The sequence below is a fragment of the Moorena sp. SIO3E8 genome (assembly GCF_010692445.1).
Classification (GTDB): domain Bacteria; phylum Cyanobacteriota; class Cyanobacteriia; order Cyanobacteriales; family Coleofasciculaceae; genus Moorena; species Moorena bouillonii.
In genome coordinates this window covers 1-15181 of sequence record NZ_JAAHHM010000140.1, presented here as the reverse complement: position 1 = coordinate 15181, position 15181 = coordinate 1, and the positions used below count along the sequence as shown (strand labels likewise).

The 15181-nt window shown below is 43.7% G+C and carries 14 protein-coding genes and 1 pseudogene; 5 read left to right on the top strand and 10 right to left on the bottom strand.

Annotated elements, in window-relative coordinates; all coding sequences use genetic code 11:
* Positions 1-211 precede the first annotated feature (211 nt).
* Positions 212-526, top strand: a complete 315-nt coding sequence (locus F6K46_RS32560; RefSeq protein WP_293066097.1) for a hypothetical protein — start codon at positions 212-214, stop codon at positions 524-526.
* A 117-nt stretch (positions 527-643) separates the two neighbouring features.
* A complete protein-coding gene (gene argS / locus F6K46_RS32555) occupies positions 644-2401 on the top strand; it encodes an arginine--tRNA ligase (protein ID WP_293066094.1) in 1758 nt (585 codons plus the stop codon).
* A 111-nt stretch (positions 2402-2512) separates the two neighbouring features.
* Here the strand turns inward: argS and F6K46_RS32550 are convergent, their stop codons facing one another.
* The 4 genes from F6K46_RS32550 to def form a co-directional block, all read right to left on the bottom strand.
* The gene (locus tag F6K46_RS32550; protein WP_293066091.1) at positions 2513-2836 is read right to left on the bottom strand and encodes a helix-turn-helix transcriptional regulator; all 324 of its coding nucleotides are present in this window, start codon (positions 2834-2836) and stop codon (positions 2513-2515) included.
* Between the two features lie 11 nt (positions 2837-2847).
* A complete protein-coding gene (locus tag F6K46_RS32545; protein ID WP_293066088.1) occupies positions 2848-3216 on the bottom strand; it encodes a type II toxin-antitoxin system RelE/ParE family toxin in 369 nt (122 codons plus the stop codon).
* 41 nt (positions 3217-3257) lie between these two features.
* Entirely contained in the window at positions 3258-3398 is a 141-nt protein-coding gene (locus tag F6K46_RS32540; protein WP_293066085.1) for a hypothetical protein, read from the bottom strand.
* A gap of 181 nt (positions 3399-3579) precedes the next feature.
* Positions 3580-4116, bottom strand: coding sequence for a peptide deformylase (def, locus tag F6K46_RS32535; protein ID WP_293066082.1), 537 nt, complete (start codon positions 4114-4116; stop codon positions 3580-3582).
* A gap of 189 nt (positions 4117-4305) precedes the next feature.
* On the opposite strand from def, the gene dnaA reads away from it, so the two are divergent.
* The gene (gene dnaA / locus F6K46_RS32530; protein WP_293066100.1) at positions 4306-5688 is read left to right on the top strand and encodes a chromosomal replication initiator protein DnaA; all 1383 of its coding nucleotides are present in this window, start codon (positions 4306-4308) and stop codon (positions 5686-5688) included.
* Positions 5689-6008: 320 nt separating this feature from the next.
* Here dnaA and F6K46_RS32525 read toward each other — a convergent pair whose 3' ends face one another.
* A complete protein-coding gene (locus F6K46_RS32525) occupies positions 6009-6308 on the bottom strand; it encodes a hypothetical protein (protein ID WP_293066079.1) in 300 nt (99 codons plus the stop codon).
* Between F6K46_RS32525 and dnaN the strand changes: the two genes are divergently transcribed.
* Positions 6307-7488, top strand: a complete 1182-nt coding sequence (dnaN, locus tag F6K46_RS32520) for a DNA polymerase III subunit beta (protein ID WP_293066076.1) — start codon at positions 6307-6309, stop codon at positions 7486-7488. The two genes, F6K46_RS32525 and dnaN, sit on opposite strands and share 2 nt — an antisense overlap.
* Positions 7489-7697: 209 nt before the next feature.
* On the opposite strand, the gene F6K46_RS32515 is transcribed toward dnaN, so the two are convergent.
* A complete protein-coding gene (locus F6K46_RS32515; protein WP_293066074.1) occupies positions 7698-11339 on the bottom strand; it encodes an alpha-mannosidase in 3642 nt (1213 codons plus the stop codon).
* Positions 11340-11642: 303 nt separating this feature from the next.
* On the opposite strand from F6K46_RS32515, the gene F6K46_RS32510 reads away from it, so the two are divergent.
* A complete protein-coding gene (locus tag F6K46_RS32510) occupies positions 11643-13658 on the top strand; it encodes a hypothetical protein (RefSeq protein WP_293066072.1) in 2016 nt (671 codons plus the stop codon).
* On the opposite strand, the gene F6K46_RS32505 is transcribed toward F6K46_RS32510, so the two are convergent.
* The 4 genes and pseudogenes from F6K46_RS32505 to F6K46_RS32490 all read right to left on the bottom strand — a co-directional run.
* Entirely contained in the window at positions 13611-13823 is a 213-nt protein-coding gene (locus tag F6K46_RS32505; RefSeq protein WP_293085435.1) for a hypothetical protein, read from the bottom strand. The genes F6K46_RS32510 and F6K46_RS32505 overlap by 48 nt on opposite strands.
* Positions 13813-14181 (bottom strand): isoprenylcysteine carboxylmethyltransferase family protein, encoded by a 369-nt coding sequence (locus F6K46_RS32500; protein ID WP_293117748.1) that lies wholly within the window; start codon positions 14179-14181, stop codon positions 13813-13815. Before F6K46_RS32500 ends, F6K46_RS32505 begins: the two co-directional genes overlap by 11 nt.
* Before the next feature lie 658 nt (positions 14182-14839).
* Complete coding sequence (locus F6K46_RS32495; RefSeq protein WP_293117745.1) at positions 14840-15028, bottom strand: DUF2281 domain-containing protein; 189 nt, start codon at positions 15026-15028, stop codon at positions 14840-14842.
* Positions 15018-15181 (bottom strand): annotated as a pseudogene (locus F6K46_RS32490) (IS4 family transposase); the annotation flags it as partial. The gene F6K46_RS32495 and the pseudogene F6K46_RS32490, both read right to left, overlap by 11 nt.

Genomic DNA, 15181 nt, shown 5'->3' with positions numbered 1-15181 from the left:
AGCGACCGTATATTGGCTCTCAAACTATAGATTTTTCTTGGTTCGGGGCGGTGCGGTGCGCTTGGCTTTCCTCATCGCCATTTACTAATGTAAAGGGTAAAAAAGCGTTTGTCAACCTAAACCCGAATTTTTTTTGGGGATAAATCCTTGAAGCCTATGTATATCAAGGGTTATGGAATTTAAAAAAAAGTTTTTTTCAATCCGTGTCTTGATGCAGTCGCTCATGGGGGAAACCCCCAAGACCGCGCTGCATCGCTTTCCGAGGTCTGACCAGGGGAAGAGGGGGAAGCTCTCAGGTCACAGGGGTGGGTTCTTTAGATTTAGGTCAGGAGTCGGGAGTCGGAAAGCGCACCGAGGGAGTCGGGAGAATTATTCGGTAATTATTGTGTATTTAGATACATACCTGAACAGGGGCGTGTCGGTTGGTCGTTGTCTTGATGCAGTCGCTCATGGGGGAAACCCCCGCATGAAGGCGCTGCATCGCTTAAGTGCAGGTTGGCATAACTACTCCGATGCTTCCCAGTGAAACGGGAAATTCACCTGGAGTTACAGTAATTGTGCGGTTAGGTCTAGGATTAATCGGTAAATAGTGGCTGTTACCATTCAGAGGCAAGATTAATGAAGAGCCCTTTGCACTGGCACCATGAAATCCATTGTTGAACAACTTAGACTTCAATTCACTCAAGCCTTAACTGCTGCCTTCGGTTCTGATGTGGCAGGGGTAGATCCAATGATGGTACCTGCCAGCAATCCCAAATTTGGTGACTATCAGTCTAATGTGGCCTTGGCTTTGAGCAAACGTTTGAAACAGCCGCCAAGAGCGATCGCAGAATCTTTGTTGCAGTATCTAGATGTGGCTGACATATGTCAGAGCCCGACTATTGCTGGTCCAGGCTTCATTAATTTGAGCTTAAAACCTGCTTACTTGGAAGAACGGCTAAGGAAGATTCACACTGACCCACGTCTAGGAGTAGCAGTCGCTCCAGCCCCTCGACGGGTCATTGTTGATTTTTCTTCTCCCAATATTGCTAAAGAGATGCATGTGGGACATCTACGTTCAACGATTATTGGGGATTCGATTGCCCGGATCTTAGAATTTCGGGGTCAAAATGTACTGCGCTTGAATCATGTGGGAGATTGGGGCACCCAATTTGGGATGTTGATTACCTATCTCAGGGAAGCTTACCCAAGTGCTTTGACTACAGCTGATGCCCTGGATTTGGGAGATTTAGTCACCCTTTATCGGCAAGCTAAACAACGGTTTGATGCAGATGAGGAATTTCGGGAGGCATCTAGACTCGAAGTTGTTAAACTGCAATCTGGTGCAACGGATAGCCGCCGTGCTTGGCAACTACTGTGTGACCAATCTCGGCGGGAGTTTCAGATTATCTACGATTTGCTGGATATTCAGCTCACCGAAAGGGGGGAATCCTTTTACAATTCTTTCCTACCAGAGGTTCTGGACTATTTAGACAAGTCTGGCTTGTTAGTGGAAGACTCGGGAGCCAAATGTGTTTTCCTTGAGGGGTTTACAAATAAAGATGGTGAGCCTCTGCCCTTGATTGTGCAAAAATCTGATGGGGGCTATAACTATGCCACCACTGACTTAGCTGCACTGCGCTACCGGACTGAGCAAGACCAGGCTGAAAGGATTATATATGTTACTGATTCCGGACAAGCAAATCATTTTACCCAGGTATTTCAGGTTGCTCGGCGGACTGGTATTCTTGCGGAAAATGTTGAAGTCGTTCATGTTCCCTTTGGTTTGGTTCTGGGGGAAGATGGCAAAAAGCTGAAAACGCGGTCTGGGGAAACAGTACGGTTGCGGGATTTGTTGGATGAAGCGATCGCACGATCTGGTGCTGATTTAGAATCGAGACTGAAGCAAGAAGGTCGGGAGGAAACTGAGGAATTTAAAGAGCATGTTGCCAAAGTCGTAGGCATGAGTGCAGTTAAGTATGCTGACCTTAGTCAAAATCGTACCAGCAACTATATATTCAGCTTTGATAAGATGTTGGCACTCCAGGGCAATACGGCACCATATATGCTTTATGCCTATGTCCGCATTCAGGGCATTAGCCGCAAAGGGGAGATTGATTTTGAGCAACTGGGAACCGATGCCAAAATTTTGTTGCAAGAAGACGCAGAATTGGTGCTAGGGAAGAAGTTATTACAACTAAATGAGGTTCTTGGTGAAGTTGAGAAAGAATTGATGCCGAATCGCCTTTGTCAGTATTTGTTTGAACTGAGTCAGAAGTTTAATCAATTCTATGACCAATGCCCTGTACTAAAAGCCGAAGAACCCAAGCGGACATCCCGTCTGCTGCTATGTGATTTGACTGCTAGAACTCTGAAACTGGGATTGTCTTTACTGGGAATTCAGGTACTGGAGCGGATGTAGTACAGTTAACTATCTCAGCTATCAGCCAAGGTCAAAGGCTGATAGCTGAATACTTACGTAAATCTTTATTAGGACAACTATCTGAATAACTCTACTTCAGCATCAGCTAGTTCACGACACTAGTGTTCGAGCCACAGGGTGAGATAATGGTTTGGTTTTGACCACAATTTCCACATCTTGACCGAAAGCGTTTAAGAAGCGAAACAGCCGCACAATTGAAAAACCCGCCAACTTACCATTGATAAGTGCGGACACTTTAGGCTGATCTACTCCTAAAACCTTGGCCGCCGCAGCTTGTGTCATACCCTGCTTGGAAATAATACTACTAATCTTACGAGCCAGTTCTGCTTTAACGATTAATTCGTCAGAGTTTTCTAAACCTAAATCGGCAAACACATTACCACTACTAGCTTGTACTTCAATTTCTTTGACCATAATTACTACCTCTACTCGTGAGTGTAATGTTGTGAGTAATGTTCTCTGGCTCTTTTTAACCTGGCTTCAATTAATTCCAGCTCTTGCTTGGGTGTGGCGATACCTTGCTTTGATTTCTTTTGAAATGTATGCAGAACATACACTACACCTTGGAGTTTTACGGTGTATAGACCCCGATAAGTGTCTCCATCAAAGTTGTCAATAACTTCGAGTACACCAGCACCTTTGAATCCTTTGAGGGGTTTAGCACCGGGATGTTTGTCTCCACATTGAGCTAAGTACAAGGCATAACCCATAACTTGCTGAACTTCTGAGGGAAATTTTTTCAAATCTTCCAAGGAACTGCCAACCCACTCTACAGGTTTTAAGGACACATCCATGTGATAAATATGCCAATTATAGCATGCTAATTACTAGTGTCCTAATTATCGGTTTCTACAATGAACAGGGTGTATAAGATCACTCCCCATAGCAGCAACACAAACCACTCGAAGGTGACAAAACCTGCAAACATAGGACGCAGTTCAACTAAGATTTGCTCGACTCTACGATATAGAGCCATAATCTAACTGGCTGAATCAGCAAAACTCAGCCAGTTTGGAACATTCTCGTCCCTAGGCGCGATCGGGGTGTTCTTTTCTTAGAGGTAATTCAACCACTCAACCGACCACAGAACTTCGCACTATCCAGTATCAATAGATTGTAGCGATTTTAAAATTAGTGAGTATAGGATTTAACAATCGCTATAAGTTATTGATAATCTGCTTCTGATATTCCTCCTCACTCATCATCTCTTGGGTACTCTCCACTCGGTCTAAAAATACAATGCCCTCAAGATGGTCATATTCATGCTGGAATATTCTAGCTACAAAGTCTGTGAATTGTTGCCGCTGATACTCACCATACCGATTAGTATACTCCACCTCAATTCGAGTATACCTGGGTACTAACCCTCGAATGCCTGGAATACTCAGACACCCCTCCCAGTCCTTAACCATGTCAGTATCATGACTAATAATGGCAGGATTAATCATAGCCGTTGGTTCCATCAACGGTGCGTGGGGATACCTTAAATTCGGACGAGACGCTACGATAAACAAACGATAGGATTGAGATACTTGGGGTGCTGCAATGCCAACCCCATTGGCCGCTGTAGCAGTTGCTATCAGGTGATCAATCAGTTGTTGAAGGCGTTCATCTAGCAAATTATCTACTCGGTTAGTGTGCTGCCGTAAAATCGGGTTACCTAACTGAGCAATTTGTAGTGTTTCACTCGCCATAGTAAAAGCCAAACGTCTATATCCGTCAAGCTTATTCGATCAAATGCTGAAACAGTACCTTCATATGCTGAAAATTGGTAAACTGTTTTGGGAGGTTGGATATAGGGAAAGGAATTTTTATTCTTTTGGTCTGGGCTGTTGCTCATGACATCTAGCTTAGAAACCATTGACTACGGTAGAAGAAAAACGGTGAAAATTTCCCCAGAACAACTATGGATTCAGGTATTAGAACGTCTCAAACTACAACTGAGTCAGCCCACCTTTGAAACTTGGCTCGAAACAACTACCGCTCAAAAGCTTGACAATAACTGCTTGGTGATCCGCACTCCCAATCCCTTTTCCAGAAATTGGTTGCAGAAGTATTACGTTAAAACAATTGCTGATGTCGTGGAAGATATTTTAGGTCAACCAGTGGAAATTCACTTCACAACAGCTACAGGAGAGAATAACTCAATGACTGGTGATGTTGACTTTTCCTGGTCATTTCCCGTAGCCACTAATCATTCCCAAAATACCTTTAAAAACCAGCCAAGACGGTCTAAGTTAAATCCTAAGCATGTTTTCTCTCGCTTTGTGGTTGGTCCTAATAATCGCATGGCTCATGCTGCATCTTTGGCGGTAGGGGAGTATCCAGGACGGGAGTTTAACCCTCTGTTTCTTTGTGGTGGTGTTGGTTTAGGCAAAACTCACTTAATGCAGGCAATTGGTCATTACCGCTTGGAGAATAACCCAGACTCTAAAATTTTTTATGTTTCTACTGAGCAGTTCACTAATGATTTAATTTCTGCTATTCGCGAGGATAGTCTCCAGAGCTTTCGAGAACATTATCGGACAGCTGAGGTACTTTTGGTAGATGATATTCAGTTTCTTGAAGGTAAGGAATATACTCAGGAAGAGTTTTTCCACACCTTCAATACTTTGCACGAAGCTGGTAAACAAATTGTCTTGGCATCAGACCGTCCTCCTCATCAGATTAATAGCTTGGAAGAACGCCTTTGTTCGCGCTTTTCTATGGGTTTAATCGCTGATATTCAGCCACCGGATTTAGAAACCAGAATGGCTATCTTGCAAAAAAAGGCAGAGGACGAAAATATACGTCTATCCCACGACGTAGTTGAGTATATTGCTGCTAGCTATACCTCTAACATTAGAGAATTAGAGGGAGCTTTAATTAGGGCGGTAACTTATGTATCGATTGCGGGTTTAGCGATGAATGTGGAAAATATTGCACCGATTTTGAACCCACCGACCAAGAAGATTAAGACTTCTCCTGAAGTGATTTTAAGTACTATATCCGATACGTTTAATCTTTCAGTGGAAGACTTAAAAAGTAGCTCTCGGAGGCGAGAAATTAGTTCGGCTAGGCAAATTGGGATGTATCTGATGAGGCAGCATACAGAATTGAGCCTACCCCGAATTGGGGAAGAATTTGGGGGCAAAGACCACACGACAGTTATGTACAGTTGCGATAAAATTGCTCAGCTGCGGGAAAAAGATGATGAGTTAGCTCAGAAACTTTCTCAGTTAAGCGATCGCATAAATCTGACAGCCAGGAGTCAAAACCAAAAATAAAGCGTGTTTATAGCAATTATCAGCGACGTTTGAGGTACTTTTGTCCTGGCGTTTAGGGAGCAGGGAGTAGGGAATCGGGAATCGGGAATCGGGAATCGGGAATCGGGAATCGGGAACAGGGAAAAATACTCTGTACCTGATTAGGCTAGAAAGCGATATTTTAATTAACGTTTTTTAATTAACGTTTGTTAATTAACGGCTTGAGCTTGATGCTATGATCGAGTTTACTGCTATAATATATAGCTTCTGAGTATAAATGCTCTGTGGAAAAATCACCGAATTTTTCCACAACTTTTTCCACAAATGGATTACTAGGCCAATTAGTATAGCGCTATTGTTTTTGAGTAAGTTATCAGCCTATGGGCTACGCGCTGCATCGCTACTTGAGGTGCTATTAGCTGACTGCTGACCACTGACCAGTGACCGCTGACCACTGACCAGTGACTGGTGACCACTGACCACTGACCGCTGACCACTGACCGCTGACTACTGACCGCTGACCACTGACCGCTGACCACTGACCGCTGAATGCTTACGTTTTTGAGGTGGTTTTGTACAAAAATTAGTAATCGAGTGCTATATTTTTGTCCTAAAGTAAGCCCCATTACGAAACCAATCATGAAACTGGTTTGCAGTCAAAGTGACCTCAATACAAACCTTTCACTAGTGAGTCGGGTAGTCCCTTCTCGCCCTACTCATCCTGTGCTGGGTAATGTTTTGTTAGAAGCAGACCAAAAAAATCAGCGGGTGCTACTAACTGCTTTCGACCTTAGCCTGGGTATCCAGACTAGTTTTAAGGCTGACGTTGAGACAGGAGGGGAAATTACCCTGCCAGCAAAACTCCTCAATGATATTGTCTCCCGTCTACCTTCAGGGGAAATTACTCTAGAGGATGATGGTAAAGATACAGACAGTGATAGCCTGATTGTGACCTTAACCTCAGCTACTGGACGTTATCAGGTTCGAGGTATGAGTTCTGAGGAATTCCCCGAGCTGCCGGAAGTTAACACATCCGTTGCGGTTCATATTCCTGTAGAAGTCTTAAAGGCTGGATTGCAGGGTTCTTTATTTGCCACTAGTTCTGATGAAACTAAGCAAGTGCTGACGGGGGTTCACCTTACTGTACAGTCGGACAAATTGGAATTTGCTGCTACCGATGGTCACCGACTAGCAGTTGTGGAAACTAATCGGAGAATAGAGGAAAGTGCAACGACTGAAGCTACCCAAGAATTGGATGATCATGATTTACCCGTAGAATTTACGTTACCAGCTAGAGCGTTACGGGAGTTGGAGCGGATAGTATCTAAGGCTGAAGCTCAGGATATTATTGCGATTCAGTTTGAACCTGGTCAGATTGTTTGTCAAGGGGGAGAACAGCGTTTAACAAGCCGAACTTTGGAAGGACAGTACCCTTCCTATCATCAGCTGCTTCCGAAACACTTTGAGCGTCAGATCATTCTAGATCGCCGTCAATTACTCAGTGCAGTAGAACGGATTGCAGTGTTAGCTGACCAGAAAAATAATATTGTCAAGTTTAATATTGATAGTGTTAACCAGCGGCTTAATCTCTCGGTAGAGGCAAAGGATTTGGGTAGTGGTCGGGAGTCAATGGAAGTAGAAATATCGGGTGATAGTTTGGAAATTGCTTTTAATGTTAAGTACTTAATTGATGGCTTAAAGGCGCTTTCTAGCTCTGAGATTTCAATGCATATGAATGAAGCTAATAGTCCTGTAATTTTTAAGCCTCTAGGGGGATTGAAGATGACCTATTTGATTATGCCAGTTCAGATTAGGAAATAGTACAGGTTGACATAGCAAAGGGAACAGGGAACAGGGAACAGGGAACAGGGAACAGGGAACAGGGAACAGGGAACAGGGAACAGGGAACAATAATTATCACAATTTCTATAGGAATTTATACATAAATCCGCGCTTTGCTACCTGCTTCCGAAGTTCTATTTTTTCGACTCCCGACTCCCGACTCCCGACTCCCGACTCCCGACTCCCTTCTAAATTATGGATTTAACTGCCAAACTAGTTATTTTCCAAGGCTCTATCTTAACTACTTTTTCATCAGATGATTGTTCTGATAAACTCACAGGTCTTTCCAATAAGTCAACTGGGTGAACTACTTTTAATCCCAAATCACTCACCAAGGATAAATTCGCTGACTCCCCATGAGATTCATAACACCTGAGAATCCATTGATCAGGGATATCTTCGGATTGTTTAAGTGCCATCAAAATTAAAGTCTTGGCTGACAAATTTAATAGTTGTCCGGTTGATGGTAAAGAAGGTTGATAATTATTACTGACATTATTACTGAAAATAGAACTATTAGCGGGAGACGAAAGTAACCCTAAAAATGGTAAATTAAGTTGGTATGCTAGGTAAATTGTATCTGCAGAACGCCAACTGCCTTGATGAGGATACAAAGCATAGGTGAATTGGTGGATGCCTTGATCAGTTTCAGGATCGGGCCAAGTGGGAGAGCGAAGCAATGTTAGACGTAATTGGGAAGCCTGGGCATCATAGCCGTATTTGCAATCATTCAGCAAACTGACACCATAGGTTTGATCACTCAAGTCTGCCCAGCGCAGAGCAGGTACTTCCCATTTAGCTTGCTCAGCAGGGGTTTGGGGTTGAGTAGAACGTCTAATTACCCCACAAGGCATCTCATAGGACACATAATCGGCATCAATGGCTAATGGAAAAGCAGCTTTTACTAATACATGGCGTTCCTGCCAGTCTACGGTAGTGGCAATTTTGAGGACTGGAGATTCTGCTGAGAGGATATAGTCCTGACAAAATTGCGATCGCATCAGCCGACGCACCACTCGCAAACGCTGACGCAATACTCCGGTTTCAATCCACTCGATCCCGATCAGCTCAGTGCTCGGCAAAGGATGGTCAGCATAATTTGGATCTATATTCCATGCATCCCAATATTGACCACTATCCTCAAAAGCTTGTAGCTGATTTCCAGGACCACTAAGCACTTCCCGCTGATTAACCTGATCGAAGACACTACTCAACTCTCCAGTTTCTGGGTCTACCACTACTCGTAGGTATTGATTCTCTAAGACCAAATCTTCAATCGGGAGTCGGGAATCGGGAATCGGGAATTGGGAATCGGGAATCGGGAATCGGGAATCGGGAATCGGGAATTGGGAATTGGGAGGTAGCTCTAAGTTCAAGTCCACATCATGGCGTTGCTGAATTGAAGTATGAATTCGTGATTGTTTGGTTTTGGTAAAGCCCCCTAAATCCCCCAACTTTGGGGGACTTTGAGAGTTTTGTACCCCCCAAAATTGGGGGGCTAGGGGGGCAAAATCATACCCAGAATCAGCAACGCCCACATCATTGCTGCACAACCAAAAAACACGATATCCTACCGAAGGAATATTACTGGCTAGAAACAGCAATTCGATCTGACTATAGGAGAGATTGTCATTGTTATTGTCATTGTTTGGGATATCTTGGGCTTGATCGTAGCTAACGTGAGAGACTATCTTTTCCCCAAAACAGTCATACACTTCCCATTCGATTGACCCGACCGGTATAGAAACAGGTAACGAAATAGCTAAAGAAATAGCAATTACTTCTGAACGCTGCCAATTGAGAGGATTAAAGACAATAATGGCTTGAGCATTGGGTTTGGGTGGTGGTGGCAGGGTGATCTTGGATGCGATCGCATTTAATGATTCCTCCAATATCTCCCCGGTCAACTCCTCGACTTCCTGCCAAGCCTGATTAGCGTCTACAAAGACTTCTGGGATCGATGTTCCTGGTAAGATGTCGTGGAACTGATTAAATAAGACCTTTTTCCAGGCTTCCTCTAGTTCAGTCTTAGGATAGGCTTGTCCTGTCGCAATGGTTTTTAGGACAGCAAACAGTTCGGCTTGGTACAATAACCCCTCACAACGACGTAGATAGCGCTTTTGGTCAGCGTGAGTGGTATAGCAACCCCGATGGAATTCTAGATAGAGTTCATCATTCCAGACCGGAATCTCTTTAGTGGTTTGGCTTTGGCCTTTCCCCCCTCCTTTAATTTCTTCTCCCCTCACACTTGCCACACTTGCGACACTCTGTGTAAGGTTGCTTGGAGTTAAAGCTTGAAGGTTCTCAATACAACCTGCAACCTTGGCCAAAAGGCCACGCTTCGCGAACAACCTGCTAACCTTCAACCTACTAACCTTCAACAAATAGTCACTGGCGGTGGTAAATTCCAGCTTTGGAAAGAATGGGGATTTCTGCCAACGCCTTGCTACTTGTAACATATCCCTGGTGGGACCACCACCATGATCTCCCACACCAGGTAACCAAAATGCCTCCTTGAGTGAGGTTTGAATTTCCCAATCAATGGCGTAGCTTGCCATAGTAATGGGATTTGTATCCATAACACCAGCAACGTTAGGGGGAGACATCAGGCTGAAGATTTGGCTGCCATCGGGAGACTGCCACCAGAAAGCACCGTAGGGAAATTTGGTGGTATCGTTCCAGTGCAGCTTCTGGGTAACGAAGTAGTCAATTCCACCCTGTTTCAGCAATTGAGGTAGTTGCCAACAGAAGCCAAAACTATCCGTTACCCATGCCACTGTGGTTAACTGACCGAAGGTTTTCTGGACGTAACGTTGAGCATAGAGAATTTGTCGGACAATTGATTCACCATCAATTAAATTTAATTCCGGTTCTACCCACATCCCCCCCACAATTTCCCAACGACCAGCAGCTACTTGTTGTTTTATCCTTTTAAATAAATCAGGCCGATGCTGTTCTATCCAAGCATAAAGGGCAGGGGTGGTATGGCAAAAGGTGAAATCTGGAAATTCTTGCTGTAGCTTTAATACTGATTCAAAGGTACGCACAGCTACCTCCCAGGTCTCGCTGACTGGCCATAACCAAGCCAAATCAAGGTGAGCATGACCTAGCATTTGGATAGAGTTTTGACTATTTTGAATTCTGAAGTTTGAATTTTCAATTGTACTGAGTTGTTGGCGCAATCGGGTAAGCGATCGCATAAATTCTGTCGGCTGTGACACCATTTCCCAATCAATCTCAGCCACAGCTTTCCCTAGAGCCCCTAATTTTTCTGGTTCAAAACTAGCGATATACTTTTCTAAGACAGTCAATTCATCAGCTACAAAGCCTGGATCGATATCATTGGTGGCTTCGTAGAGAATTTGCGATCGCATTAATCCGCCGATATCATGACCAGGACTAACCAACCTTAGGGCTACCGCAAACTCTTCCCCTGGCACTACTGTTGAATTTAGCAGCATCCGTGTGGAGGAATCAAATAAATCCCCCTCTTGTACCAGCTGACCGTTGACAAAAATCTGAGCCGATTCTGCCCACCACGTCAACACTAAACGTAATCCTAAGCCAGCTAAAGGATAGCGCTGCAAATCCTGGGGCACTAGGAATCGTTGACTCAACCAGATCACTTGTCTTCCAGCAGACCAAGTAATGTAATCCTTGTCATTACGTTGGGCTATTGACCAATTGTTCCAGCACTCTGGTTGAGTGGCCACAGGATAAGGAATATCTTCTTTACAGTATCGCCAACCCTGCTGAACATTGGTTTGAGTTAAAGCACGGAGTTTTGCGATCGCATGATTAATCCCATCAATAAGCCTAATCTGATCCATTTGGTTTAAGTAATTTGAATAAGATTAGTCAAATTGTCGCTAAAATCAATGGCACCGACTATGATTAATTTGTTATTGGTGGTTTATTGAAAGTTATCAGCTATTAGCTATCAGCTATCAGTTATCAGCTTTCAGCTTATGGGCTACGCGCACGCTACTTGAGGTGCTATCAGCTTTCAGCCACAGGCCAACGGCTGAGCACTGAGCACTGACCGCTGAGCACTGACCACTGACCACTGAATGCTTACAATCGAGCTTAAATGTCTATCAGCTAGCTAATCCCTCACCCAAGCAATAATCATCATGTCTTCCCCTGCCAAAGGTCCCTATCGCAGTAGATTGTTTAACTTTATCAATCGACAATCTCAACGGTTTGCTGACCAAATTCAACGTACAATACGGCATTTAAAAGTTGCAGGGGTATGGGGAGGGCAAATTTTACTTTATCCGGTTTACCTGCTGGTGCAAGCTAGTTTATCCGCTGGGCGTCAGATTTCTTCTTCGGTAAAAGTTGGATTGCCCCAATTAAGAACATTTAGCCACGCCCAGCCCCAGGAAAAACCGCCAGAAGCAGATACAGCAATTCAGCGAGTGCTACAAGAGTTGAACCTTGGCAAGTTTACCCTTGAAGCTGATCTAGACAACCTAAAACCGTCTAACGGGCAAGCTGTAACCCTAAATAACGGGCAACCTATCCTACTGGAACGGCAAAGGGGAACATCCCTAAATAACCAGGAACCTGTAAGCGTATATAACGGGCAAGCTGTAACCCCAGCTAAACCCGCGACTAATGAGCATATGCTAATTAAGGGAGTGGCTTGTTTATTGGACAACCGGGGTCTAGTGCTGGTGACAGTGGAAAATCAAATTCTGGATATATTGACACCCCAGCAGCAGCAAAAACTAACATCCAGAATCAGCTGGGAGGTGGCTGACTTACTGCGTAAATGGCGTTTAGCCCATTCGTTAGATGGCAAAAAAGCATCCCCTTCCCTTGCTACCTTAGATCACCCCCCTATTTTTCCACCGATCAGGCTATTCTGGCGATTGATGGCGTGGGTGCAAACTAGTCCTGTAGCGATCGCAATTAATCTGTTCGGGGAATCGAGGATCATTAGCGCTACGCGCACGCTACGCGAACGAGCTGTTTCCAAGGGTCAATCAGCCACCTCTAATCACCGACAACTTAAACCCAAACCATTCCAGCTATCACCTTCTAGCCCAATTCAAGACCTATTAACTTTCCTGGATAACAAATTGCTGGAACTGGAATCACACCAATTAGTACAACGATCGGAAGTGGTGGTTAAACTGAGTAAGCAAATCCCCCTAACCCTTCGCCAGAGTAGTAATCAGCTGATTCAAGCCCTACAAAAACCATTTATTAAGCCTAATAGCTCAGAGGAGGTAACCGCAGGGTCTGACACTAACCGACTTAAACTCTTAAGCTTAATCTATGCTGCGGTTGACTATTTCTTTGGTAGAAAATCATCTAATTTTAGTTTGACTGGTTCCTCAGAACAATCCGACATCCCTTCTGGTTCTGGAGAGGGTTTACCAGGAGCAAACAGCAATGATTTATACCCAGAAGCCCATCAGCTATCAGGAGATAATTCCCCTCCACTTTCCCCGTCATTAAAACCATCCACCTCAACAGCATCTCGGTCTAAATCAGATGAACTTGATCCTTGGTTATCCGATAATGATTTATGGGGCAACCCAGATGGATCTGACCACTACCAAAATTTATATTCCTCAACCTCCAACTCCGGAAATCAGGCAGAATTACCGGTTGCTAATCTTCAATCTAGACATCAGTTACCAGAAGGATTCAACAGCAAGATTCCTGTGAAGTCAGAAAAGTCTATTTGGACCCTCTTTAAGCGATACCTGAACTTACTAAAGGCTCCAGGTAAGCTGATTATCTCAAGAAATAAATCCTCAAACGTTCAACCCAAACCATCCATCACCCAGACTAAAAATTCCAGGACTGAAAAATCACCAGACCTGTCCCAAATTCAGGAGAATTTAGAAAAAACTACTCCCAAAAAATCTAAACATCCACCTCTAGCAGTTGTTAATTCGGGTAACAGCAAGCTTAAAGAATTTAAGGGAGAAGAAAATAGTGCGATCGCTAACTCTAGAAACCATAGTGATGTAGAGCCCAATCAAGACTGCATTGACACTAAAGCAACTCCAGAAGGATATGTTAAACATCCTTTAGAACGAGTGTTAGAGTGGTTAGACATCACCATGCTTTGGATAGAAGAGCTAGTGGTTAAAATTTGGCGATTGCTGCAACGGTTGTGGCCATTTTGAATAGAGGGAATAGGGAATCGGGAATCGGGAATCGGGAATCGGGAGTAGGGAGTAGGGAGTAGGGAATCGGGAATCGGGAATCGGGATCCTGTTCCCTGTTTCCGAAAACCAGAAACTCTGTACCTCACCACATTGAAAACAGCTATATCCGCTATCAGCTATCATACCAAATCCGATTGGTATAAGGTAAAAACATTCCTGTGTTTTCCTTATACACTTTATAGTCAGCCGCAAAACTACTAGTTAAAAATTTAGCTTCTTCTTGGCGAGCAACTTGATAGTAGAGAACAAACATTACTACTACTGTTAGTATTAGCCAGAGTTGATTACTAACAAAAACACCAGCTAGCACAGAAAGCAGGTAGGATGTGTAAAAGGGATTACGAATGAATTTATAGGGGCCAGTGGTAATGATGTGGTTTGGTAAATCATCGGAATAGCAAATAGACAAAGGCTTTTCCTTAGTTGTTTTAACTGCCCACCAAAACAAAACTAGTGAGCTGATATAGATGCTCAGTCCCATTAACCCTAGGATTAAATTACTTTCTTCAGTCAGAACGATCGTACTGACCTGTATAACTATTAATAGTGTCCATAAAAAAAACAGAATCCTCAAACCATTTGGAGTGCCGTTAGGCCGAGTAAATAAAGCAACGCCTGCCCAAGTAAAACTTATCAAACAAGTTGTGAATAAGATTAGGGCGCAAGATTTTAAGACTAGCATGATGTTTGCTTTAGTAATGTTGGCTCTTCCGTACTTGTTATGCTAAATTAACACTTTGATGAAGGGAGCAGGGAGCAGGGAGCAGGGAGCAGGGAGCAGGGAGCAGGGAGCAGGGAGCAGGGAGCAGGGAATAGGGAAGGGCGTTACTGAATTAAGGAATGAATGCGCGATTATCTGGTTTTATTAAAGCCCCCTAAATCCCCCAACTTTGGGGGACTTTAAGAGTTTTGTTCCCCCCAGAATTGGGGGGCTAGGGGGGCGAAACCATACCCATAATCAGCAACGTCAAAAAATAATGTGTACCTCATAGCTATGATAAACGGTATATAAGCAATTAGCTATCAGCTTAAGCGCTACGCACACCCTATGGGAAAACCTTTTGAATAAAATAATGACCACTGACTGCTGACAGTTGACCGCTAACTGCTGAATGCTTACCTCTAGAAGAGCTTTCATCTTACATATATTCTGCCAAATCTTCTAATGGTTCATCAAAATCATCTGACATAATGATTTGACCTGCCCAACTACCATAACCCTGAGCAGTTTCTAGGTTTTCCTGATCAGATTGTGTATGATTTGGATAATTTTGTCGTAAATAGTCTGCATAATGCCTGAGGGGGCGACGAAATAAGCTAAAATGCAGATTCTATAAGCAACCTAGCCCTTATACCTCGTTGATAATACTTTCGTTTATTAGGATTGAGTCTCATTAATTCGGTTACTAATTCTAGACAACAATCCTTAAACTTTACCCAGGTTTGACCATATAAACCAATGTAAAAACTGCTATGTCTCC